This is a genomic window from Rhodopseudomonas sp., from assembly GCF_048594845.1.
Classification (GTDB): domain Bacteria; phylum Pseudomonadota; class Alphaproteobacteria; order Rhizobiales; family Xanthobacteraceae; genus Rhodopseudomonas.
On record NZ_JBMDXE010000192.1, the window covers coordinates 1 to 22,341 of the forward strand.

Annotated in this window: 18 protein-coding genes and 1 pseudogene; 5 read left to right on the forward strand and 14 right to left on the reverse strand. The window is 65.4% G+C overall.

What is annotated here, in order from left to right:
- Together ACOJTD_RS12275 and rsmD are read left to right on the forward strand one after the other, a co-directional pair.
- Positions 1-636, forward strand: a pseudogene (locus ACOJTD_RS12275) (pseudouridine synthase); the annotation flags it as partial.
- Positions 637-773: 137 nt separating this feature from the next.
- Complete coding sequence (rsmD, locus tag ACOJTD_RS12280) at positions 774-1,382, forward strand: 16S rRNA (guanine(966)-N(2))-methyltransferase RsmD (RefSeq protein ID WP_420133189.1); 609 nt, start codon at positions 774-776, stop codon at positions 1,380-1,382.
- Between the two features lie 21 nt (positions 1,383-1,403).
- Here rsmD and ACOJTD_RS12285 read toward each other — a convergent pair whose 3' ends face one another.
- The 10 genes from ACOJTD_RS12285 to ACOJTD_RS12330 form a co-directional block, all read right to left on the reverse strand.
- Entirely contained in the window at positions 1,404-2,804 is a 1,401-nt protein-coding gene (locus tag ACOJTD_RS12285) for a carotenoid oxygenase family protein (protein ID WP_420133190.1), read from the reverse strand.
- A gap of 64 nt (positions 2,805-2,868) precedes the next feature.
- The gene (locus ACOJTD_RS12290; protein WP_420133191.1) at positions 2,869-4,248 is read right to left on the reverse strand and encodes a DUF2201 family putative metallopeptidase; all 1,380 of its coding nucleotides are present in this window, start codon (positions 4,246-4,248) and stop codon (positions 2,869-2,871) included.
- Positions 4,241-5,350: an ATPase gene (locus ACOJTD_RS12295; protein ID WP_420133192.1), complete on the reverse strand. Its 1,110-nt coding sequence runs from the start codon at positions 5,348-5,350 to the stop codon at positions 4,241-4,243. Before ACOJTD_RS12295 ends, ACOJTD_RS12290 begins: the two co-directional genes overlap by 8 nt.
- A 15-nt stretch (positions 5,351-5,365) precedes the next feature.
- Positions 5,366-6,418 carry a hypothetical protein gene (locus ACOJTD_RS12300; RefSeq protein ID WP_420133193.1) on the reverse strand — a complete coding sequence of 351 codons (1,053 nt, stop codon included), beginning with the start codon at positions 6,416-6,418 and terminating at the stop codon, positions 5,366-5,368.
- A gap of 153 nt (positions 6,419-6,571) precedes the next feature.
- Entirely contained in the window at positions 6,572-7,555 is a 984-nt protein-coding gene (locus ACOJTD_RS12305; RefSeq protein WP_420133194.1) for an alpha/beta fold hydrolase, read from the reverse strand.
- A gap of 291 nt (positions 7,556-7,846) precedes the next feature.
- A complete protein-coding gene (locus ACOJTD_RS12310; RefSeq protein WP_420133195.1) occupies positions 7,847-9,346 on the reverse strand; it encodes a M81 family metallopeptidase in 1,500 nt (499 codons plus the stop codon).
- Between the two features lie 146 nt (positions 9,347-9,492).
- The gene (locus tag ACOJTD_RS12315; protein WP_420133196.1) at positions 9,493-11,145 is read right to left on the reverse strand and encodes an ABC transporter ATP-binding protein; all 1,653 of its coding nucleotides are present in this window, start codon (positions 11,143-11,145) and stop codon (positions 9,493-9,495) included.
- 178 nt (positions 11,146-11,323) lie between these two features.
- Complete coding sequence (locus ACOJTD_RS12320) at positions 11,324-12,214, reverse strand: ABC transporter permease (RefSeq protein WP_420133197.1); 891 nt, start codon at positions 12,212-12,214, stop codon at positions 11,324-11,326.
- A 10-nt stretch (positions 12,215-12,224) separates the two neighbouring features.
- Complete coding sequence (locus tag ACOJTD_RS12325; protein WP_420133198.1) at positions 12,225-13,166, reverse strand: ABC transporter permease; 942 nt, start codon at positions 13,164-13,166, stop codon at positions 12,225-12,227.
- A gap of 165 nt (positions 13,167-13,331) precedes the next feature.
- Entirely contained in the window at positions 13,332-14,462 is a 1,131-nt protein-coding gene (locus ACOJTD_RS12330) for a M20/M25/M40 family metallo-hydrolase (RefSeq protein ID WP_420133199.1), read from the reverse strand.
- 265 nt (positions 14,463-14,727) lie between these two features.
- Between ACOJTD_RS12330 and ACOJTD_RS12335 the strand changes: the two genes are divergently transcribed.
- Positions 14,728-16,338, forward strand: a complete 1,611-nt coding sequence (locus ACOJTD_RS12335) for an ABC transporter substrate-binding protein (protein WP_420133200.1) — start codon at positions 14,728-14,730, stop codon at positions 16,336-16,338.
- 293 nt (positions 16,339-16,631) lie between these two features.
- Here ACOJTD_RS12335 and ACOJTD_RS12340 read toward each other — a convergent pair whose 3' ends face one another.
- On the reverse strand, positions 16,632-17,258 hold the full coding sequence (locus tag ACOJTD_RS12340; RefSeq protein ID WP_420133201.1) for a hypothetical protein: 627 nt from the start codon (positions 17,256-17,258) through the stop codon (positions 16,632-16,634).
- 387 nt (positions 17,259-17,645) lie between these two features.
- Here ACOJTD_RS12340 and ACOJTD_RS12345 point away from each other — a divergent pair, with 387 nt between their 5' ends.
- Positions 17,646-18,743: a cyclic nucleotide-gated ion channel gene (locus tag ACOJTD_RS12345; protein ID WP_420133202.1), complete on the forward strand. Its 1,098-nt coding sequence runs from the start codon at positions 17,646-17,648 to the stop codon at positions 18,741-18,743.
- Between the two features lie 33 nt (positions 18,744-18,776).
- Entirely contained in the window at positions 18,777-19,790 is a 1,014-nt protein-coding gene (locus ACOJTD_RS12350; RefSeq protein ID WP_420133203.1) for a CBS domain-containing protein, read from the forward strand.
- A gap of 131 nt (positions 19,791-19,921) precedes the next feature.
- Here the strand turns inward: ACOJTD_RS12350 and ACOJTD_RS12355 are convergent, their stop codons facing one another.
- The 3 genes from ACOJTD_RS12355 to ACOJTD_RS12365 all read right to left on the reverse strand — a co-directional run bounded on the left by ACOJTD_RS12355 (position 19,922) and on the right by ACOJTD_RS12365 (position 22,158).
- Positions 19,922-20,710 carry a hypothetical protein gene (locus ACOJTD_RS12355; protein WP_420133212.1) on the reverse strand — a complete coding sequence of 263 codons (789 nt, stop codon included), beginning with the start codon at positions 20,708-20,710 and terminating at the stop codon, positions 19,922-19,924.
- Positions 20,711-20,793: 83 nt separating this feature from the next.
- Positions 20,794-21,753 carry a CHAD domain-containing protein gene (locus ACOJTD_RS12360; RefSeq protein WP_420133204.1) on the reverse strand — a complete coding sequence of 320 codons (960 nt, stop codon included), beginning with the start codon at positions 21,751-21,753 and terminating at the stop codon, positions 20,794-20,796.
- A 138-nt stretch (positions 21,754-21,891) separates the two neighbouring features.
- Positions 21,892-22,158 carry a hypothetical protein gene (locus ACOJTD_RS12365; RefSeq protein WP_420133205.1) on the reverse strand — a complete coding sequence of 89 codons (267 nt, stop codon included), beginning with the start codon at positions 22,156-22,158 and terminating at the stop codon, positions 21,892-21,894.
- Positions 22,159-22,341 lie beyond the last annotated feature (183 nt).

Consider the following 22,341-nt stretch of genomic DNA (forward strand, 5'->3'; position numbering starts at 1 on the left):
ACCACCGACGGCGAGCTGAAACGCCAGCTGGAGCTCCCCGCGACCGGCGTCCAGCGCAGCTACCGCGCCCGCGTCTTCGGCGACGTCAGCCAGACGCAGCTGGAGGAGCTGATCCACGGCGTCGAGATCGAGGGCATCCGCTACGGCTCGATCGATGCGAACCTGGAGCGGCGCACGGGTCGCAATTGCTGGATCATGCTGTCGCTGACCGAAGGCAAAAACCGCGAAGTGCGCAACGTGCTGGCGCATCTCGGGCTCGAAGTGAACCGGCTGATCCGCGTCTCCTACGGCCCGTTCCAGCTGCTCGAGCTCGGCGAAGGCGAGGTCGAGGAAGTGAAGACGCGGGTGCTGCGCGAACAGCTGGGCGAGAAGATCATCGAGCTCGCCGGCTGCGATTTCGTCGGTCCGTCGCCTAGCGAGATCAAGCCGAAGCGGCCCGCGCGCGCGGTCGCCGCGGGCGAGGAGGCCGCGCCGGCGCCGAAGAAGAAGCCGCCGACCAAGCGCGGTGCTGTCGAGGATCGCAAGGGCCGCAAGATCAAGGTCGAGCGCACCGGCACCGGCGCGCCCCGCGACCCGTCGCGAGGTCCGGCGCGTCGCTATCACGGCAAGCGCGATATCGCCCCGCGCGACGAGTAGTTGGGGTTCATGCTGATGGCAGGCACGGCGCTAGCGCTCCCTCCCCCCTTGCGGGGGAGGTTCGGGGTGGCGGGTAAGCCACGAGGTCTGGACTCGCGGACCCCCACCCCCGACCCCTCCCCGCAAGGGGGAGGGGAGTGCGCTGTGCTTGGGGTTGGCTCCGCAAAGCGAGTCTTCCGATGCGCGTGATCGGGGGGCGGCTGCGCGGGCGCAATCTCGTGGCGCCGTCGTCGCGGGAGATTCGGCCGACGGCGGATCGGCTGCGCGAGTCGCTTTTCAACATCCTGATGCATGCGTACGAGGACCCGATCAGCGATGCGCGGGTGCTGGATCTGTTCGCCGGCACCGGCGCGCTCGGTATCGAGGCGTCGTCGCGCGGCGCCAAGTTCGTGCTGTTCGTCGATAACGGTGCCGAGGCGCGGGCGCTGCTGCGCGCCAATGTCGAGGCGCTTGGGCTCGGCGGCGTCAGCAAGGTATATCGCCGCGATGCCGCCAATCTTGGCCCGGCGCATCCGGTCGAGCCGTTCGGCGTGGTGTTTGCCGATCCGCCGTACCGCATGCAACTGGCCGAAAAGGCGCTGGCGTCACTCCGCGACGGCGGCTGGTTGCTGCCCGATGCGCTGGTCATCGTCGAGGAGGCCAAGGACGCCGGCTTCGTCGCGCCGGATGGTTTCGTCGAGCTGGAGCGCCGTGCCTACGACGACACTGAATTCACCATCCTGCGGTTCGGTCCTGCGGTGTCCTGAAGCTTAGATCGCGCAACGCGATCAGCCAGCCACCCAATTGCCGTGAAAGCCATCCGGCACGCGGTGGCCGAGTTGTACCAGCGCGATCGGGCCGCTTTCGATATCGGACGCGTTGAACACCGCGAGGTCGCTGCGGTTCTCGCAGCCGCGCCAGATCACCGTCAGCAGCCAGCCGTCGGCTTCAGCCGCATCGGATGTGCGCGGCACGAACACCGGCTCGCCGATCGTGTCGCCTGTCGGTAGCAGATAGCGCGCGCGGCGTTGGCCATTGCCATCGACGTGCACGAGACCAGTCAGCATGCCCAGCATCGGCGTTTCGGGGCTGGCGCAGGCGTACCAGCCGTAACGATTCGGTAGGCCGGCGCGGCGTTCGTCGATGCGCGGGAATTCGCCGCTGATGTCGTCGAGGTAGCTGCGCGAAAAGCCGCTGGTGTTGCTCGCGAGATCGAAGGTCCAGCGGCACAGCCGGGCGCGGCCCTTGTCGGGATCGGTGCGGCGGCCGTCCGGATGCGGAAACAGCGGCGCGACCTCTGACTGCATCACATCGGCCACGATTTTGCTGCCGTCCTCCCACGCATTCATCACGTGGAAGACGAAGCAGGCGTCGCCGCGGAACCAGCGGATGTCGCGGGTCGAGCCGCCGCGCTTCATCACGCCCACATAGGCGCCTTTGCCGGGGTCCCAGGCGTAAGGCGGCTTACCGCGCATCGCCCGCCAGATGCTGCCGGTCAGCGGCAGGATCGGAAACAGAACGTAGTTCCCGGTGACGATGAAATCGTGCACCATCGCGGCGTAAGGCGCCTTGAAATACTCCAGTCGCGTCACATGTCCCGAAGCGTTGATTGCGCCGAACGACATCGTGCGCTTGAGTGGTCCTGCCGCGTTGTAGCCGAAGAATAGCATCTCGCCGGTCACCGGGTCGATCTTCGGATGCGCCGTGAACGGCCCCTTCAGGGCGCCGCCATAATCGTGATAACCGCGCGTCGCCAGCGTGCCGGGCTCGATCTCCATCGGCAGATGCGCTTCTTCGAGCGCCAGCAGCTTGCCGGCGTGATATACGATGTTGGTGTTGGCGACGTTGCCGTCGTCCGGCGCCGAGCGCGGCGCGTTGGGTAGCTTCATGTTGAACTCGCCGTACAGCGGGCGGCCGGCATCGTGCTCCGCCAGCCATTTCGGCGTGCGCACCCAGCGATTGCGATAGCTGGCGCGGCCGTTCTCGAGATGAAACGCGTGCAGCATGCCGTCGCCGAAGAACCAGTGCGCGTTCTTCGAGGCGAATTGCGGGTTGGCGCCGTTGCGATAGAGCGTGCCGTTCAGTTCGCGCGGCAGCTCGCCCTTGATCGGCAGAAACGCCGCGTCGCACTCCATCGGGATCGGCGCGAGATTGTCGCACGCATCCGGAATTCCGATGACCTGTAGCATGGCGGTCTCCTGACGATGTGCATCGCCGCAATCTGCTTAGTGCAATTCGTTTAGTTCAATTCGTTTAGTTCAATGTCAGCAGCCGGCCGAACGGCTGCGTCGCATGCGTGTGCGTCTCCGGCACGGCCCAGATCACCGGCCAGCGCGGTTTGAAATCCGCCGGGCCTTCGAGATCGGTCAGCACCACCGCGATGTCGGGCCGATGCCGGTCGGCTTCGGCGAGTAGCGGCGTGAAGTCGGTGCCGCCGCCGCCGCTGAATGTGATCTCGCTCAGCACGAAGCGGCGGCCGGGCTCGAAGAATTCGACCTGGCGGACGCGCTCGTCGCCGATGATCAGCACCAGCCCGGCTTCCTGCCGCCGCAGAATGGTCTCGATCTCGTTGGCGAAACGCTCGATCAGCCGGTCGTCGATAGAGCCGGAGACGTCGATGATCAGCGCCAGCCGCGGCTCGTTCTTGGTGGCCTGAAAGCCTGGCTCGAACGGCATGCGATGACGGCCGGCGCGCCCCTGATTGGCGATATAGGACCGCGCCGGCCGCGACCAGGTCAGCGCCGGCTTGCGCGCCAGTCCGCGCGCGAGCTGTACGCGCAGCACCTGCGCCCATGGCGTGCGGGTGCGCGGCAGGTCGGCGATCAGCGTGCGCAGCATCGAGAACGCGCCATCACCGGCGTGGCCCCGCAGGATGCGCTCGCTCCAGTCGCGGGCGTGCTCGGCCTCGGCTTCCGGCGCGGATTGAGACTCCGCGTTGGGGATCAGGTCGCGTGCGCCGCCGGCACTGAGTTCGCGCACCTTCGCGGAGCGCGCGCCGTCGGCGCGCTGCTCGGCGCTCTCCTTCGCGGATTCAGATTGGGACTGCGACTGATTGCGGCCGCCGCTGCCGGCGTCGTCGGAGTCCGAGCCGGAGCGCGAGGCATCGTTGGATTTCTGCTTGCCGGTGCTGCTGGTCTCGCGGCGATCGTCGATCGCGCGGTATAGCTTTTCGACGTCCCATTCCAGCAGCGCTGCTTCGGGCGGCTGTTCGCGCTTCAGTGCCTGGGCGAGGAGTTGCTCCAGCATCACCGATCTGGCCGGCAGCTTCAGCCAGCTCAGATGCGCAAGTGTGGAGTTGACGATGGCGTCGGCGCAGATGGTGTAGAGTTCGAGATCGACATCGCCGATCACGCGCTGCAGCTCGACATAGCGCTGCGGGTGGCGCAGGGCGATGTGCAGCACCTCGTGGGCGACCAGCCCGGCCTGCTCGGCGAGCGGCAGCTTGTCGAAGGCCGGGCCGTAATACACGGTGGTGCCATCGGTCACCGCGGGCGAGGCGGGCTCATTGCCGTCGGCGGGCAGGTCCTGATGCCGCACCCACAGCGCGAGACCGCCAGTCGAGGGCGCGAACTCCACCATGCGCTGGATCGCGCGCGTCCCGCGATGGCTGAACAGCGCCGCAGCTTCAGGCATCCTGCGTTTCCAATTGTCGGCGTTCGCCGTAACGCGCATAGGCCGGGCTGTCGAAGATCGCCGCCTCCAGTCCGTTCTCCAGCCCGCGCTGCATCAACAGCTCCATCGCCAGCGTCTGCGCCTCGCGGATCGGCAGCGGCACGGCGCCACGGATATCGGGCAGTTGCTCGACGATCTCCAGCGCCCGCGCCAGCGTGGCCTTGTCGGTGCAGGCGGCGAGCAGTCCGTACAACATGCCGTACAGCGCATCGAGCGTCTTCGGTAGCAATGCCGCGGTCTCGGGTCCCGGTTTCGCCGCGAGCAGCTTGACCACGTCGGTGCCGGCCTGTATCTCGCGTAGCACGCCGAAGAACTCAGCCGCATTGGCGGCACCGATCCGGCCCTGCACGAACAGCCGCTTGGCGGAGTCGGACAGGCCGGACTTCAGCACATGGGAGATGTCTTCCCAGCCGCGCGGACTGGCGCCGATCAGATGATCGCCGGCGAGCTGCGCCTGGGTATCGTCGAGCTTGTCGGGTCGCACCTTGAGATAGGCCATCACTTCCGGCGCGAAGTCGCGCGCCATCGCGTGGGCGAGGAAGGCGTCGATCGCGGTCTGGACGTTGAAGTGAAACATTCGGTCGGCCAGCGCGGTGCCCATGTCGTGGCTGATCGCGCCATGGAAGCTGGCATTGCCGGCGGCCACCACCAGCCAGCCATCCGGCAGCTGATAGTTGCCGACGCGGCGGTCGAGGATCAGCGAATAGGCCGAGATCTGCAGCCGCTGATCGGCGGCGGTGAGCTCGTCGAGAAACAGCAGCCCCTCGGGTTGATCGGGTGACGGCAGAAACTCCGGCGGAAACCACACCGTCTTGGCGAGATTTTCGTCCGCATAGATCGCGCCGCGGATATCGACCGGCTCGATGGTGGTGAGCCGCAGGTCAACCAGCGGCACCTTGTAGTGCTCGGCGACCTGGCGCACGACAGAGGACTTGCCGACACCCCGCGTGCCCCACAGCATCGAGGCGCGGCGCCGCAGCGTCGGCTCGGCATATTGCTCGATCAGCGCGGCCTTGGCGGCGGCGATCGACACAGGGGGGATGTTCATCGGATTGCCGTGCATCGATAGGATCCTCGCTTACGTCGTCTGAACGTCGAGAGTCGGCTGGCTCGCCGGCTCGGTCTGTGGGTGCCAAGCGGTGTGAGTCATTCGGCGCGGCAGCGGGGGAATCTCCATCGATGGAATGTCGCGCATCCCGAACGCGCCGATCATCAGCAGCGGCGGCGCGCCCATCAGCAGCAGGTTGATGATCGAGTCCTGCGGGATGTCGACCAGGGTCAGCGCGGCCGCGCCGACGATCAGGCTGGCGAAGAACAGCAGCGGCAGCGCGCGACGCAGCGCCACGCCCCAGCGCTTGCGAGCCAGCGTGGCATGATAGGCCGCCGGCGGCTGCGATAGTGTCCGGGTGAGATGCGCAATGGTCTGTTCGAACCGCGCCTCGATGGCGCGGCTCAGTTCGGCGCCGCTGCCTCGCGCCTTCAGCTTGCCGCTGTAGCCTGCTTTGCTGCTGCGTATCGGCGACCACGCCCAGCCCATCACCGCCAGTAGGTCCTCGGGCAGTTTGACGCCGGCGACATCCGGCGTGATGTCGATCTCGGCAGGATAGCCGCGCACCTGCGGGCCGCGCAGCACGATCGTGAAGCCCGCGATCCGCGCCTCGCCGCGCAACAGTTCGCGATCGACCGCGGCCGGATCGTAGCCCTTTTCGCCGGGACGTGGCGTCAGCCGATAGCTCAGCGCCACAATGGTGCCGTCGACGGTGCGGAATTGCTGTTGAGGCCGTATCGTTTCGATCCGGGCCAGCAACACGCCGGAGTCTTCGCCCTGCGTCTCGAGGGTTGCCGAAAGGCCGCCGCCGAGCGTCAGCGTCCGCGTGAGGATGCTGTAGCCAGGACGGGGGTTGTCGAGCCGCAGCACTTCATGGGCATCGATCCCGCCGACACCCTCTTCATCATGCGTGATCGGCTTGAAGATCAGCCGCCGGTTGATGCGATCGCTGGCACCGAGATCGACGTGAAAGTCGCGGCGCGTGAACGGCTGCACGAGCGTCAGAATCTCATGGTGCGTGAGCGGATGCGTCGGCGCCGGTTCGGTGCCGGCAGTGCCGGTGAGGAGGCTTGTGTAGTTCATTCGCGTTAAACACCTCCGCATGGAGAGTCGTATCACATGATTTGCATTGTCAGTTAACCGCGCTCATGTCGCCGTTTGCAATACGAAAACAAAACACATGTAATGATCACAGGGAGCGCCGCTTCACATCCTCGTGCGGCGCTCCCGTGATTGTCAGGCTGTTACGACAGGTGCGTCAGTCCGCTCTGACACACTGAGAAATTGGTCGTATGACCGTACCACTTGGTCGAGCACTTCGAAGTGCATCAGCGCGCCGGCGTCGAATTGCTGGATGGTCCAGTTCGACCGCCCGGCGACGCGGCTCTTATGCCGGTAATCGACGAAGTCGCCGCGGGTGCCGTACGCCATCCACACCGGCAGCCGCAGCGATTCGTAGATGCTGAGGATGTCCTTGCTGAACATGTAGCCGGCCACGAAATAGTACGGAGCATAGCGAGCGCCGGGCTGGTGGGTAGTATGGTAGTCATAATCCAGCATCGACTCGTCGATCTTCTTTGAGCCCCAGGTCTTTTCCAGGAATTTCCGGATCACCGGCCGCGCGGTGAGCAATTTGAAGAAGCCTTCGTCCCACAGCTTGAAGCGCAACGTGCTGAGCAGCCAACCCTGACCGCGCGTGCTGGGCACGCGTTCGTCGCGAGCCTTGCCTTCGAAGCCGGTCGGGCTGATCAGGCCAAGGGTGTGAAACGCCTCCGGCCGCTCGGCCGCAGCGCGCGCGACGAATTCGCACGACAGCGACAGCCCCATCACGTCGATTGGCTGCGGCCCATGCAGCTCCTGCACCCGAGCGATTGCCGCATGCACCGCGTCGGTCATGATCCGCGCTGTGTATTCCCGGTCGTCGCGGTCGGACTGGCCGAAGCCGGGCAAATCGACGGCGTGCACCGGGCGATACTTGGCGTAGTGATCGTACAGCGTCTTGATCTCGAACGCCGAGCCGGCGGCGTTCACGCTGTGGATCAGTAGCAGTGGCCGCGTCGTCTCGTCGCTTGCGGCAAAGCCCAGCGAATAGGTCGCGAGCCGCCCGACTTTGGTGGCGATATCTGTTCGGGTGCCGCTGACCGGATTGGCAAGGCTTGACCGTGCATGGCCCTGCCTTGCGTTGGTGGTGCGGAGCGTTTCGCTGTTGGTGACGGACATTTGCGATCCCCTTTTGCGTCGCCGTGGCGCGCATGAATGGTAGGCAAATGAAATGGAACCTGATCCGTTCCAACACTGTCTGCGCAGAAGGGAACTAACTAGCAAAATGGTATTCGCGTACATGAATGTCTGCGACATCATGGCAGGCACGTAGTTATTATTGAGCACTTCGAGACGTGAGACGTCAGCCGTGCGTGACGTCAACTCTTGCGGGTGAGCGCGCCGCGTACAGCAGGCGCGGTATTCTGCCAGAAGGCGCGGCTCGACGTGATGGCGGCGCGGCTTTCTGAGTCAGCCCTTGAATGGCGACCCATTCGGCTTGATCCGCACACCGGGGCGAAGCCGGGTCCAGGGCAGCGCCGCTGGGTCGGCCGGCATCGCACCGGGCGCTGCGCAGATCAGCAACTTCTCGGCGATCGGCTGGAAGTCGGCGCGGAAATGCACCGAGCTCTTCACCACCAGGACCGCCTGCGCGGTCGGCTCGATCCCGACGTAGCGATACATCGCCTGATCGGCGAGCTGCGCCTTGTGTGATGACACCACCACGCGGACGTCGCCGATCCGCAGGCAGGCCGACGGTCCCATCTCCATCTCGCGTCCGCCATAATACGGTCCGCCGGCGACGAACCGTCCGTCCGACAGCTGCTCGACCACGAAGCTCTCTTCATACGGCGCGTCGCCGGCGATGCCGGACTTGCCGCCGACCGCCAGCCGCACCGTGGCGCCGACACCGGCATCGTGTGCGGCTTTGGCAGAGGCCGGATCGTAGATCACGCCGATTGCGGCGCGCTGCGCATTGGCCCGCACCAGCGCACGCAGCATGCCGGTGGTGTCGGAGTCGCCGCCGGCGCCGGGATTGTCCTGGGTGTCGGCGATGATCACCGGCTTGCTGGCGCCCTCCGCCAGCTGCATCGCCAACTTGACGCCGTCGTCGGGCGAATAGATCGGCCCGTCGAAATCGTTCTCATGGCCGATCACCAGAGCCGCGACCTTGTCGGCCGCAGCATCGGCATCGGCCTGAGTGCGGCCATAAGCGAACACAGAGGCGCCGCAGTCGGGGAAGTCGGCGGCCGGAAAGCCCGGTGCGAACGACAGCGTCGGCACGGCGTCGCCCTCCAGCGCCGCAAGCTTGTCGTAGATGCCCTTGGTCGGCTCGTCGAAGGTGCATTGCCAAGAGATCGGGATCAGGAACGGCAACTGCCGGAACGCCTTCGCTAGCTTCTGGCCGCTCCTCAGCAGCAACGCCAAATGCCTGGCCGCGGCGCGACCGGTGTCGGCCATGTCGACATGCGGGTAGGTGCGGTAAGCGATCAGCGCGTCGGCATGTTCGACCATGCGCGGCGTGACGTTGGCGTGCAGGTCGAGGCTGACCACCAGCGGCAGATCCGGACCGATCACGCCGCGCACGCGGGCGAGAATCTCGCCTTCGCCATCGTCGAGATGTTCCGTCACCATCGCGCCGTGCAGGTCGAGACACACGGCATCCAGCTCGCCTGCGGCCTTGATGCCGTCGACCATGACTTTAACGACGCGCTCGAAGGCGTCTTCGGTGACGTGCGCCGACGGGCTGGCGCCGCAAGCGATCGTCGGGACCAGCTCCCACCCGTACGTCGCGGCTTCGTCATTGAATCCGGCGAGGCCGACATTGATGCCGCGCATCACCTTGAGCACGTCGGCGCCCGTCGTCATCGCCGGCCAGCCGCCGCCGTGAACGAACGCCTCCCAGGTCGCCTTGGTGGGCGCAAAGGTGTTGGTCTCATGCAGAAAGCCGCCGACGGCGATGCGGGTCATGGTCGTTGTTCTCTTGCTGAATTTACGTTCGCCATTCCGGGATGCGTCCCTTGGGGCGCAGGCCCGGAATCCATATTCCCTGGCGGTGGTTATGGATACCGGGCTCGCACTCTGCGCGCGCCGGAATGACGGGGAGGGGTGATCGCTTAGTTCGCCAGTGCTTGCGCAGCCTCACTCACCGGACGGAAGTTCGCAAAGTCCCAGTCGCGGCCGGGGGCGGCTTCGAGGAGCTGGCGTGTGTAGGCCTGCTTCGGATTGGTCAGCACCTCGGCGGCCGGCCCCTGTTCGACGACACGGCCCTTCTGCATCACCGCGACATCGTCGCAGATCTGCGCGGCGACGCGCAGATCGTGGGTGATGAAGAGCAGTGCGATGCCGAGTCGGGTCTGGATCTCGTCGAGCAGCTCGAGCACCTGGGCCTGAACCGAGACGTCCAGCGCCGACACCGCCTCGTCCGCGACCAGCACGTCCGGGTCGAGCGCCAATGCGCGGGCGATGGCGATACGCTGGCGCTGACCGCCGGAGAACTGATGCGGGAAGCGCGAGATCGCATCGGCCGGCAGATGCACCAGTTCGAGCAGCTGCCGCGCCTTGGCCATCGCCTGCGCATGCGGCATGCCGTAATTGATCGGCCCCTCCGCGATGCTCTCGCCAACGCTGACTCGCGGATTGAGCGAGCGATACGGGTCCTGGAAGATGATCTGGATCTTCTTGCGGTGCGGCCGCAGCAGCCGGCGCGACAGATCGGAGATTTCGCGCCCGGCAAGCCGGATGCCGCCCGAAGTCGGATCGATCAGCCGCACGATGCAGCGTGCCACCGTCGACTTGCCGGAGCCACTCTCGCCGACGATGCCGAGCGTACGGCCCTTGTGCAGCGTCAGCGTCACGTCCTTGGCGGCGACGACTTCGCGGCGGCCACCGAGGAAGGAGCGCTCCTGATACACCTTGCCGAGCTCGTTGGCTTCGAGCACGACCGACAACGCCTGCGTCTCGCGCGGTGCGCGCGGCACCAGGCTCGGCACTGCCGACAGCAGCTTGCGGGTGTAGTCCATCTCCGGCCGCCGCAGCACGGTGTCGAGCGGGCCGGTTTCGACCAGTCGGCCGGTGCGCATCACGGCGACGCGGTCGGCGATCTCGGCGACGACGCCCATGTCGTGGGTGATGAACAGCACCGCGGTGCCGTGCGCCTGCTGCAACTCGCGGATCAGCGTCAGGATCTGCTTCTGCGTGGTGACGTCGAGCGCGGTGGTCGGCTCGTCGGCAATCAGCAGCTTGGGTTCGAGCACCAGCGCCATCGCGATCATGATGCGCTGACGTTGACCACCGGACAGGCGGTGCGGATAGGACGCGAAGATGCGCTCGACGTCGGGCAGGCGGACCTGCTCCATCATGGCGAGGATGCGCTTCCGCCGCTCGCGCGCGCCGAGATCGGTGTGGAAGCGCAGAAACTCATCAATCAGCTTGCCGACGTGCACCACCGGATTGAGCGCCGTCATCGGCTCCTGGAAAATCATCGCCATCTGGCTGGCGCGCAGCTGACGCAACCGCCGCTCGCTGGCGACGACGACATTCTCGCCGGCCAGCCGGATCTGGCCGCTCGCGACATGCAGTGCGCCCTTCGGCAGCAGACCCATGGTGGCGAGCGACGTCACCGACTTGCCCGAGCCGCTTTCGCCGACCAGGCACATCGTCTCGCCCTGCCGCACGTTCAGCGAAATGCCGTCGATCACCTTGTCGCCGTCGCCGCTCTTGCCGAGCCGCACGATCAGGTTGTCGATCTCCAGGACGTTGTCGGTCATGTCTCTGTCGCCCGGTTGGAAGGAGCCTGTGCCCCGGATGCAGTGCAGCGCGCCGCTCTTGCGGCGTGGTGCGCTGCTGATCCGGGGTCCCGGTGAGTTTGCTGTCTAACCGGGGTCCCGGATCTGCGGGGCGGCACTACGTGCCGCACCGCGTCCGGGACACGGGAGGCGAGGTGTCTCATCGCGAGCCCTCCCGCTGCTTCATCCGCGGATCGAGCGCGTCGCGGGCGGCGTCGCCGATCAAATTGACGCTGAGGATCGCGATCGACAGCAGCACGCCGGGCCAGAAGATCAGCGACGGCTTGATCTGGAACAGCGTGCGGCCCTCGGCCATGATGTTGCCCCACGTCGGCGTCTCCGGGCTGATGCCGGCGCCGAGGAACGACAGGATCGCTTCGGTGAGGATCGCCGAAGCGCAGATGTAGGTGCCCTGCACGATCAGCGGCGCGATCGTGTTCGGCAGCAGATGCCTCATCATGATCTTCGGCAGGCTGGAGCCGACCGAGATCGCGGCTTCGACATAGGGCTCTTCCCGCGCGGTCAGCACGACCGAGCGCACCAGCCGCGCGACGCGCGGGATTTCCGGAATGGTGATGGCGATCAGCACTGTGGTGAGGCTGGCGCCCGACAGTGACACCACGGCGATTGCCAAGAGGATGCTGGGGATCGCCATCAGGCCATCCATCAGCCGCATGATGATCGCGTCGAGCCATTTGAAGAAGCCCGAGAGCAGGCCGACGAAAAGGCCGATCGCGATGCTGACCACGGCGGCACCGAGGCCGATCAGCAGCGACACGCGGCCGCCGTAGAGGATGCGGGACAGCACGTCGCGGCCGTACGCATCGGTGCCGAGCAGAAACTCGGCGCTCGCCGGCTTCAGCCGCTGCGCCGGTGCCAGCAGCAGCGGATCGTGAGGCGCGAGCCAGGGCGCGAAGATCGCCGAGGCGACCACCAGCGCAAGGCAGATCGACGCTGCCGCGATGATCGGGCTGGAGTAGAGGAAGCCGAACTTCTGGCCGAATGGCCGCGTGACCGGCATTGAGGATTCGGGGAGGCTGTCGATGGCCATCGCGGTGCCCCTAATACCTGATCCGCGGATCGAGCAGCGTGTATGCCACGTCGATCAGCAAATTGACGGCCACATAGATGCCGGATGTGAGTAGGATCATGCCCTGGATCACCGGATAGTCGCGCGCCAGCACCGCATCGACGGTGAGGCGGCCGATGCCGGGCAGGTTGAACACGCTTTCGGTGACGACGACGCCCGAGATCAGAAGCGCGAAGCCGGTGCCGATCACGGTGATCACCGGCACGGCGGCGTTGCGCAGCGCATGGCGCAGCAGCACGCGGCTCTCGGTGATGCCTTTCGCGCGGGCGGTCCGCACGTAGTCTTCGCCGAGCACGTCGAGCATCGCGGCGCGCGTCATGCGCGCGATCAGCGCGACGTAGATGAAGGACAGCGTCAGCGTCGGCAGCACGAGACGTTCGAAGAATGGACCGAAGCCGCGCGACAGCGAGCGGAAGCCCTGGACCGGAAACCAACGCATGTCGATCGCGAAGATCTGGATCAGCACGTAGCCGATCACGAACACCGGGACCGAGAAGCCGATCACCGACAAAGCCATCACGAAGCGGTCGATCCAGGTGCCGTGCTTCCAGGCTGCGATCACGCCGAGCGGCACCGCGATGATGATCGACAGCAGCAGCGTGGAGATCGCCACGCTGATGGTCGGCTCGATGCGCTGGCCGATCATCTGCAGCACCGGCACCTGTGAGATCAGCGAGACGCCGAGGTCGCCGTGCAGCAGCTTTCCGATCCAGCTGAAGAATTGCGTGTAGAGGGGTTCGTTGAGACCGAGCGAGGCGCGGATGCGCGCAAGCTGTTCGGGGGAAGCGTTGTCGCCGGCGAGGATCGCGGCGGGATCACCGGGTGTCAGTCGCAGCAGCAGGAAAACGACGAGCGCGACCACGCCCATCACCGGAATGGCCGCAAGGATGCGGCGGATCAGATAGCCGAGCATCGACGCTCCATCGTTGAAGCAGACTGTCGATTAGCGAAATTTATCTGCGGGATGCGGGTCGTCATTATCGCCTTCTGTCAGTGCAGAACGATGCGGTCTGCTGAAGAATGAGCAATTCCCATGCCATGGAACGCGGCTCGCTGAGGGCAGGCCGCGTGCACGACCTTACGCGAGCGTCGCGAGCAGTCCGGCCATCAGTCGTCCGCGTTCGGCGAGGCTGTCGACCTCGATGTGCTCGTTCAGCGTATGCGCATCGGCACCACGAACGCCGAGGCCGTCGAGCGTAGGGATGCCCATCGCGCCGGTGAAATTGCCGTCGGAACCGCCGCCCGCACTTCCGTGCGGCAGCTTCATGCCCAACTGTGCAGCGATCGCGGAAGCTTTTTCATACAGCGCCATGGTGCCTGCGTCGGGCTCCCACACCGGCCGCGTTACGCCGCGCCGGACCTCGAAGGTGACGTCGTTGCTGGTGCCGGACAGCGCCAGCATCCGCTCGACGCCGCGATCGAGATCGGCCTGGCGCTTCGCCATGCTGAGTGCTTCGCCGGTGCAGGTGGTGGCGACGCAATTCACCCATTGGCCGCCGTGCACGATTCCGACGCTGAAGGTGCAATCCTCGCCGGTCATCGCGTCGATCGCCAGGATCTGCCGCGCCATCTCGCGGATCGCGGAGCGGCCCGACGACAACGTCGCGCCCGCATGGCTGGGCTTGCCGGTGGCGGTGAGGTTGAAACGCGCGATCGCGTAGCGTCCCGTAACGACGCCATTGTCCGGGCGTCCTGGCTCCGGCACCAGCACGTATTTGTTACGCGCAGCTTCGGCCTCGATGATGTCCCTGGTCGATGGCGTTCCGACTTCCTCGTCGGGCGTGAACAGCACGGTGATAGGCAGCGGCGTGGTGAACGACGCTCGCGCGAGCTGGCGGATTGCTTCCAGCGTCAGGTAGTTGCCGCCCTTCATGTCGAAGATGCCGGGACCGAACGCCTTGCTGCCTTCGCGGCGGAACTGCAGTTTCTCGAGCGTGCCGACCGGATGCACGGTGTCGAGATGTCCGGCGATCAGGATTCCCGGTTCGCCCTGCTTGGGATGCGGAAAGCGAGCGCGGACGCAGCCGGCGAAGCCCTGCCGTCCCGCGATGCGTTCGATCGATGCGCCCATCATCGCCATGTCCCGCGCAGCAAGGTCGAGCATGCGCTCGACTGCGGAGGAATCCCAGGTCGGACTCTCGCACTCAACCCAGGCGCGCAGTCCTTCAAGCATCACCTCGGAATCAAACGGCAGATTGGCTGGATTCATGACGTACTCACGGTTGGGACACTGCTACGAGAAAGAGTGTGAGGGCATTTGTAAAGTGAAACATGCGCGACCCCGCGGCGTCGGTGCGACATGCCGGTACGCAGCGAACAGATTGACGCTTGGCACGCTTGGTGCAAGTCTTGGTAGTCCCAGTGCTGCAACGCGCAATAACAGTGCGTCGTCGCATTGTTACGTGCCGTCTCGCTCGTCGTCCTGCACAAGCAATCATCTGCTGTTGATCAGTTTCACGCCAGGAGAACATCGTATGTTGCAAAGGTCGCATCGGCTGCGTTCAGTAGCTGCGTCCAAATTTATGCTGCCGGCGCTCGCGCTCGCAGCGTCACTGACGCTCCCCGCGCTCGCCGAAGCAAAGACCATTCATGCGGTGATGCATTCCGATCTGCGCGTGATCGATCCGGGTCTGACCACCGCCTACATCACGCGCGACCATGGCTATATGGTTTACGACACGCTGCTGGCGATGGACGCCAACTTCAAAGTCCAGCCGCAGATGGCGGACTGGAAAGTCTCCGACGACAAGCTGACCTACACCTTCGCGCTCCGCGACGGATTGAAGTGGCATGACGGCACGCCGGTGACGGCGGAGGACTGCGTCGCTTCGCTGAAGCGCTGGGGTCAGAAGGACGGCATGGGCCAGAAGCTGATGGACTTCACGGCCAGCCTCGAGGCGACCGATGCGAAGACCATCACGCTGAAACTGAAAGAGCCCTACGGCCTGGTGCTGGAGTCGATCGGCAAGCCGTCGTCGCTGGTGCCGTTCATGATGCCGAAGCGCATCGCCGAGACGCCGGCCGACAAGGCGATCCCCGAGCAGATCGGCTCCGGTCCGTTCAAGTTCGTTGCCGCTGAATTCCAACCGGGCGTCAAGGCGGTGTACGTCAAGAACACGGACTACGTGCCGCGCAAGGAGCCGCCGAGCTGGACCGCGGGTGGCAAGGTGGTGAAGGTCGACCGCGTCGAGTGGATCACCATGGCGGACGGGCAGACCGCGATCAACGCGCTGCAGTCCGGTGATATCGACTTCGTCGAGGCACCGTCGTTCGATATCCTGCCGGTGCTGAAGCAGGATAAAGAGCTGACGATTCACACACTCAGCCCGCTCGGCTTCCAGACGCTGGGGCGGATGAACTTCCTGTATCCGCCGTTCGACAACATCAAGATTCGTCGCGCCGCGTTCCTGGCGATGAGCCAGAAGCCGGTGCTCGACGCGCTGGTCGGCAATCCCGAATACTACACGGTGTGCGGCGCCGTGTTCGGTTGCGGCACACCGCTCGCGACCGACGTCGGCTCCGAGACGCTTGTGAAGGGCAACGGCATGGCCGAGGCCAAGAAGCTGCTCGCCGAGTCCGGCTATGACGGCACGCCGATTGCACTGATGGCGCCGGGCGACGTCGGTGCGTTGAAGGCCCAGCCGATCGTCGCCGCGCAGTTGCTGCGCGAGGCCGGCTTCAAGGTCGACTTCCAGGCGACCGACTGGCAGACCGTGGTGACGCGTCGCGCCAGCCAGAAGCCGCCGAAGGAAGGCGGCTGGAACATGTTCTTCACCAATTGGGCCGGTCCGGACATTCTCAACCCGATCGCCAACGTCTCGACCGGCGGCCGCGGCAAGAACGGCGGCTGGTTCGGCTGGCCGGACGATCCCAAGGTCGAAGAGCTGCGCGACAAGTTCGCTCGCTCGACCTCGCCGGAGGAGCAGAAGAAGCTCGCCGAGGAGATCCAGAAGGAAGTCTACGACCAGGTGCTGTACATCCCGCTCGGGCAGTACAAATCGCCGAGCGTGTGGCGCAACGAACTCACCGGCGTGCTGGACGGTCCGGCGACCCCGGTGTTCTGGAACATCGAGAAGAAGGACTAGCCCCGCCGTTCAGGGTGGTCCGACAGCGACTGCTGTCTTGATGAGCCTAAGTTTCGCCGTTCCGCCTCAGCGGGACGGCGAAGTCTTTTGGGGACCCGGCTCTGTCCGCATGATCGACGCAGGCCTCACGCGTTATTGCGGGCGCAGCGAAATATTCGAGCTCGGTGCATTGAGCTGGATCGCTTTGTCGCTTCGCTCCTCGCAACGGCGGAGAAGACACCGTCAGCCGCTGCTTCCCAAAACGAAAAGCCCGGCGCAGCGGCCGGGCTCGACGTCGTGATTACCGAAACGAATTACTTGCGCGCGCAGGCGACCGAGATGCTGGCGGCGCTGGGGCTGCAGCGCGCCGTCGTTACGCCGTCCTTGACCTGAAGCTGATCGGTCAGGCGCGCCGTTCCGCCGGTGATGCAATAGGCTGAGGCCAGCGTTTCGTCGGCGCTGCAGGACACCGGGCAGCCGTTGGAGGCGCAGCTCGACGAGGTCACCGTGCGGACGGCTCCGGGCGTCGCCATGCTGGCCATTGCGTTGGTGGCTGCGCTCGACGGCGCAGCAGCCGACGCAGGGGGAGCCGCGGGCTTCTCGGCCGTGGGCGCAGTAGCGACGGTCGCTGGCGCCGGTGCGGCTTCAGCCGGTGCGCTGTCTTCGACCGCCGTGGTCTCGACGGGCGCGTGGTCCATGCTGCCGGCCGCCACATAGACCACGAGAGCCCCGATCACGACGGCTGCGCCGACGATCGCCGGACCGGCCGGCAGGCTCTTCAGCCGTCCGGTCATCGAGGTCATGGTTGCGGAAAACGAGCCCGCGCTCCAGGAGAGCCCGCGCGCGCGCATATCGTCGAACGCCAGGTAAGCCACTATCACGAGGCCGCCGCCGAAGAAGATGAGGATCAGAAGCGGCCCGATCGCGGAGAGATACTCCATGTCAATGTCTTTCCATCCGTGCCATGCGCGGCGGGCGTGTATAGGGGGCGCTCGCCGCAAACTTCATTGTCGAATATCAAAGAACATGCGCCGAGATGGTCAGGTTGAGGTAAATCAAAACCTCTAGCCGACCGAGAGCGACGTGTAGCACAGCTCCGTCGCTCGCGTCATCGTGAGTGCGATCAGGCTCGGGATATGGTTTCCACCCCGCGGCATTCGTCCTCCGGCGCAGCAGTCCGACGACCTGACCTCGTCAATCCGCGTCCCCCCAAGACAGTTCCGGACAGTTGCGGCGCCGTGATCCAGATCAACAGGCAGCCTGACGCGAAGCGGTTTAACTTTCTCTAACAAGCCACGACGGCGGGCCGCATCGCCCCGATGACACCCATGGATTCGATCCCCTCCCGCCGCTGGCGACGGCTGTCGTGGCTTTGGTCGAACGCGCTCACCACCGCCGGCGTGGCCGCCATGGTGCTGGGTACGTCACCGGACGTCGATGCGCGGCTCGACGATCTGCTCGGCGACGTCATCCTGGCCGTTGCGGCGGTGCTGGCTCTGATCTTCGTCGTGCGGCTGTGGACAGCGGTGGCTCAGCGGCGGTCGCATCAGTATCTGGCGTCCAGCCAGGGCCTGGTCGATTTCGCCTGCGCGGTGGCGTTGCCGTTCGGCTGGGCGCTGGCGCCGGACCCGCACGACGCCCGGCTATTCGCGCTGGTGTGGACGCTGCGTTACATCAGCCATGCCAACGGCCTGACGCTGTTCTGGCGGGTGATGGTGCGCAGCCGCATCGCGCTGCTCAGCATTGCGGGGCTGTTCGTCGTGGTCACGCTGACGGCCGCGACACTCGCCCATGTGTTCGAGCGCGCCGCGCAGCCGCAAGCCTTCGGCAGTATCGAACGGACGCTGTGGTGGGCGATTGCCACGCTGACGACGACTGGTTACGGCGACGTGGTGCCGACCACGATATGGGGGCGGTTGCTGGCCGGCTGGGTGATGGTCGGCGGCATCGTGATGTTCGCGCTGCATGCCGGCATCATCGCGACCGCTTTCGCTGAAGAGCTGCAGCGGCGGCACTTCCTGCGCACGTGGGAGCTGGTGATCAGCGTTCCGCTGTTTCGCGACCTCGGCGCGGCCGCGGTTGCCGACATCGTCCGATTGCTTCAGTCGCGTGACGTCGAGGCCGGCGCCGTGGTGATGCGAAAGGGCGATCCCGGCGACACCATGTACTTCATCGTCTCGGGCGAGGCTGCCGTGCACATTGCGCCGAAGCCGATCGTGCTGGGACCGGGCAGCTTCTTCGGCGAGATGTCGCTGCTGTTCGGCGGCCCGCGCACCGCCACAGTGGTGGCGACCAAGCCGAGCGTGCTTCTGGTGCTCGATATCGCCGATCTTCACGATCTCGCGGGGCGGCGGCCGGAGTTCGTCAATCTGATCGAAACCGAAGCTAGACTGCGGCGCGATCGGAATGACGCCACCGCGGGATGACGGCGATCGTATGCGACAATGAGGGACGTGAGCATGAAAGCAGCAGACGTGATGACCACCCGGATCGTAACTGTGCGGCCCAATGCGTCGGTGCGCACGGTGGCGGAGACGTTGCTGGCGCACGGCATCAGCGCGGTGCCGGTGGTGGACGAAGCGGGCGCACCGCTCGGCATCATCAGCGAAGGCGACCTGATGCCGCGCAACGAGAAAGCGCGCGAGTCGCGGCGCGACTGGTGGCTGCAGATGCTGTCCGAAGGCGACGAGGTGCATCCGGACTATCTGCAATTCTTGAAATCCGATCACCGCACCGCCGCGCAAATCATGGTATCGCCGGTGCTGACCGTCGACGAGAGTGTCCCGATCGCCGAGATCGCGGACCTGTTGTATGAGAAGAATATCAAGCGCGTGCCGGTGCTGCGCGAGGGCCGGGTCGTCGGCATCGTCAGTCGGGCCGATCTGCTCAAGACGCTGGCTGGCCCCGCGCATGCGCATCCGCGCGATCCGGTGCACGACGACGGCAGTATGCGGCCGGTGGCGTCCGACGCGCTCGAGGCGCTGTCGCACCGCGGCCAAGTTGCCGCGCCTCCGCCACCGCACAATCCCTCATCCGACGAAATCTCTGCGACGGCGTTCCAGCAGCTCGGCGTCGAACACGAGCGGCACGAAGAGGAATTGCGGCGCGAGGCGAAGCGCGTCGCCGAGGAAAAGCATCACCGCCAGGCCAGCCAGATGCTGGCGACGCATCTCACCGACGAGGCCTGGGAGCACATGATGCACAACGCCCGTGCGATGGCCAAGAAAGGCGAGGCCGACTACCTGCTGCTGCGCTTTCCCGCCGAGCTGTGCACCGATCATGGCCGCGCCATCAACGTCCCGGATCCGGAATGGCCGTCGACACTGCGCGGCATGGCGGCCGACATCTATCTGCGCTGGAAGTCCGAACTACGTCCGCACGGCTTCTCCCTGACCGCCCGCGTCGTCGATTTTCCCGAGGGAATCCCCGGCGACATCGGCCTGTTCCTGAGCTGGGCGAAGAAGGAAGATTGAGCGAAGTGCACTTGCGCGGCGCAGCTTCTCCGTCATTGCGAGGAGCGAAGCGACTAAGCAATCCAGCGCCGTCCATGGCGCTCTGGACTGCTTCCCTTCACTCGCAATGACGGAGGTGGCGCCTTTTCCCGTCAAATCTTCAAATTACGATACACCGACACTTCGCGTTCACGCGCCAGCCGTGCGTCGTCGCCGGCGCGGATGCCGCGCCAGCCGTCGAAAAACACCACGATCGTGGTGATCAGTCCGGTGATCTTGCCGATCAGGAAGCCGAACGGGAAGATCAACCGCTCCGGCGGGAGGATGAATTGCGAGCCGAGGAAGATCAGCACGGCGTTGCCGAAATAGGCAGTGCGGTAGAGCGTCTTCTCCTTCCAGGCGCTGCGCGCGTAGGGCTTTGAGTTCTTCTTCACCGCCTTGTTGTACCGCGGGTTGGACAATAGCCCCCACATGCGCCGCTTCTTCGGCAGTGCGCGCGGTCCAGCAAGCAGCGCGCGGAAATGCGTGCGCATCTGCCAATGCGCCAGCAGCGCCAGCAGCAGATTGCCGATCACCAGCGCAACCTTGAGTTCCCACAGTGACAGCAGCAGCTGCGCGCCGAGATCGACGAAGAGCAGATGCGTTGCGGCGTTCAGCACGAAGGCCGAACGGTGAAAGGCGGCGCGGTTGATGTCGCCGACCTTTTCGTCGATGAACGCCGCGCCCGGCTTACTGGTGCCGAGCTGCAGCAGCGCCGCGCGCTGCGTCTCCGACAGCGGCCAGCTCTTGCCGAGTTCCGCGATGGTCAGCTCCGGCGCCCCGCGCTTGATCCGGAACGTCGCCTTCGCGGCCCAGCCGGAGACGCGGGCCAGCCATCGCCGGGTGACGGCGAAGCGCGAAGACGTCGCGGCGGCGACGAGCGGGGTCGGGTCTGGCTCCATCGAATCCATTATAGCGTGTTCGGGCGACGTGGGTCGTGGTTCGGATCAACACGGCGTCATAACAAGACGCCAATACGCCTTCGTCATTCCCCGAACAGCGGCGTGTCCGCAAGCCTGCGGGCGGCTTTCAGCGCTGCCCGCATCTGTTCGTCTCGTGCGGCGTCACCGGCGGCCGCGACGTCCTCGGCTGCTTTCGCGGGACCTTTGGTGGCGTGCTGCGATTTGCTTGCAACGTTCGTCGCCAGTTCGCGCTGCACGGCCGCGTCGTTGAGAAGCCCGAGCGCGTCGAGTAACTTCTTCAACCGCTTGCTGAACTTCGCCAGCCGCTTGCCGCTCTTGCGCCCGGCGAACAGGCTCTCGAAGAATCCGGCCGTGTAGTACAGCTTCTTGGCGGCGATCCGGACACGGTGGCGCTGCTCGTCGTCCAATTCCTCGAGCCGGTCGAGCTTGCCGGTCAGGCGCTTGGCGCGGCGCTTCAAGGTGCGCTTGGCGAAGGTCTTCGCCTTCTCCGGGACACCCTGCGCCGTCTGCGCCCGGTCAGCCGCTTCGATCCAGCGCGACAAATCGGCCAACAGCTTGTCGAAACGCTTATCGGTGACAGTGCGGCTCGCTGTCGCGAAGGCACTGGCGCGGTCGGCTGCGAGCCGTTTGCGGAAAGCTGTCGAGCCGACTCCGTCCGTCTCCTTTAGCTTCAGATCCATCAGATGCAGGTCGCGCGCTGGGCCCAGCCGGCCGGTCAGCCATTTCAGCTCGCTCTTCAGACGCTCGGTCTCGGGACCGTAGACGAGCGCGGCAAAGATGGTGATGAGCACGCGGGTTCGCCGCAGCGCGATCCGCATCTGATGCACGCCGACCGGATCGCGCTGCTGCACTGCAGCCTGCTGCGATACGATCCGTGCGATGAGTGTGGTGGCGATCGTCTTGAACGCCGCGGTTGTCGTGCTGTCCGATATCAGGACGATCGAATCGGAGGCCGGCTTGAGCATTGCCGGCGGCAAACGCTTGGCAGCCGTCTTGCGCCCCGCAACGCGCGGAGCGGACACAGCTTTCTTGACAACTCGACGCATATTATCCCGCAGCGGCACCCACCCGCTGCCGCAATGTAGCAGCTTTCCGGCCGAAATGGGTCGGCCGAGATGCCGCGGCGGGGAAAAATGTCGCGGAGAGAGGTGAGGGCCGCACTACGCGCGCTGTAGAACCTGAAGCGGATAACCGATCAGCTTCGCGGCCGCGAAGGCGATGGCCATGCCGATAAGCGCGCCAAAGGCCTGGCCGCCGTAAAACCAGGCGGCCGATTCCGGATCTGGGTTGAGACGAACCGCCAGATCGAGACACCACAGGACCGCGGCGATACCGACCACCATCACGATGAACAGTTGCATCCGCTGCACGGCTGTTTCGATGCGGGCCATGCGTGCTTCGACATGTTTGTCGGGGACCGTCGTCATTCCGTCCTCACTGTCAAATCAAAGTCATAGGCTCAGAGCGAGGAGCCGAGTGTCCCGGACTGAGAGATATGGACCACACAGCGTGTTGCGATCCATTCCTGCTAAGCAGTCGTCGCGCTGCGGCGCACTCGATTTCACTCTGCACAAAATATCCCGGTACGACGATTAGTCCGTCGTCGTAAT

Coding starts and splice junctions, on each gene's coding strand:
- ACOJTD_RS12285 (WP_420133190.1), bottom strand. CDS start 2,804: ATGCTACAGGTCATCGGAATTCCGGATGCGTGCGACAATCTCGCGCCG.
- ACOJTD_RS12290 (WP_420133191.1), bottom strand. CDS start 4,248: ATGCCTGAAGCTGCGGCGCTGTTCAGCCATCGCGGGACGCGCGCGATC.
- ACOJTD_RS12295 (WP_420133192.1), bottom strand. CDS start 5,350: ATGCACGGCAATCCGATGAACATCCCCCCTGTGTCGATCGCCGCCGCC.
- ACOJTD_RS12300 (WP_420133193.1), bottom strand. CDS start 6,418: ATGAACTACACAAGCCTCCTCACCGGCACTGCCGGCACCGAACCGGCG.
- ACOJTD_RS12305 (WP_420133194.1), bottom strand. CDS start 7,555: ATGTCCGTCACCAACAGCGAAACGCTCCGCACCACCAACGCAAGGCAG.
- ACOJTD_RS12310 (WP_420133195.1), bottom strand. CDS start 9,346: ATGACCCGCATCGCCGTCGGCGGCTTTCTGCATGAGACCAACACCTTT.
- ACOJTD_RS12315 (WP_420133196.1), bottom strand. CDS start 11,145: ATGACCGACAACGTCCTGGAGATCGACAACCTGATCGTGCGGCTCGGC.
- ACOJTD_RS12320 (WP_420133197.1), bottom strand. CDS start 12,214: ATGGCCATCGACAGCCTCCCCGAATCCTCAATGCCGGTCACGCGGCCA.
- ACOJTD_RS12325 (WP_420133198.1), bottom strand. CDS start 13,166: ATGCTCGGCTATCTGATCCGCCGCATCCTTGCGGCCATTCCGGTGATG.
- ACOJTD_RS12330 (WP_420133199.1), bottom strand. CDS start 14,462: ATGAATCCAGCCAATCTGCCGTTTGATTCCGAGGTGATGCTTGAAGGA.
- ACOJTD_RS12335 (WP_420133200.1), top strand. CDS start 14,728: ATGTTGCAAAGGTCGCATCGGCTGCGTTCAGTAGCTGCGTCCAAATTT.
- ACOJTD_RS12340 (WP_420133201.1), bottom strand. CDS start 17,258: ATGGAGTATCTCTCCGCGATCGGGCCGCTTCTGATCCTCATCTTCTTC.
- ACOJTD_RS12345 (WP_420133202.1), top strand. CDS start 17,646: ATGGATTCGATCCCCTCCCGCCGCTGGCGACGGCTGTCGTGGCTTTGG.
- ACOJTD_RS12350 (WP_420133203.1), top strand. CDS start 18,777: ATGAAAGCAGCAGACGTGATGACCACCCGGATCGTAACTGTGCGGCCC.
- ACOJTD_RS12355 (WP_420133212.1), bottom strand. CDS start 20,710: ATGGAGCCAGACCCGACCCCGCTCGTCGCCGCCGCGACGTCTTCGCGC.
- ACOJTD_RS12365 (WP_420133205.1), bottom strand. CDS start 22,158: ATGACGACGGTCCCCGACAAACATGTCGAAGCACGCATGGCCCGCATC.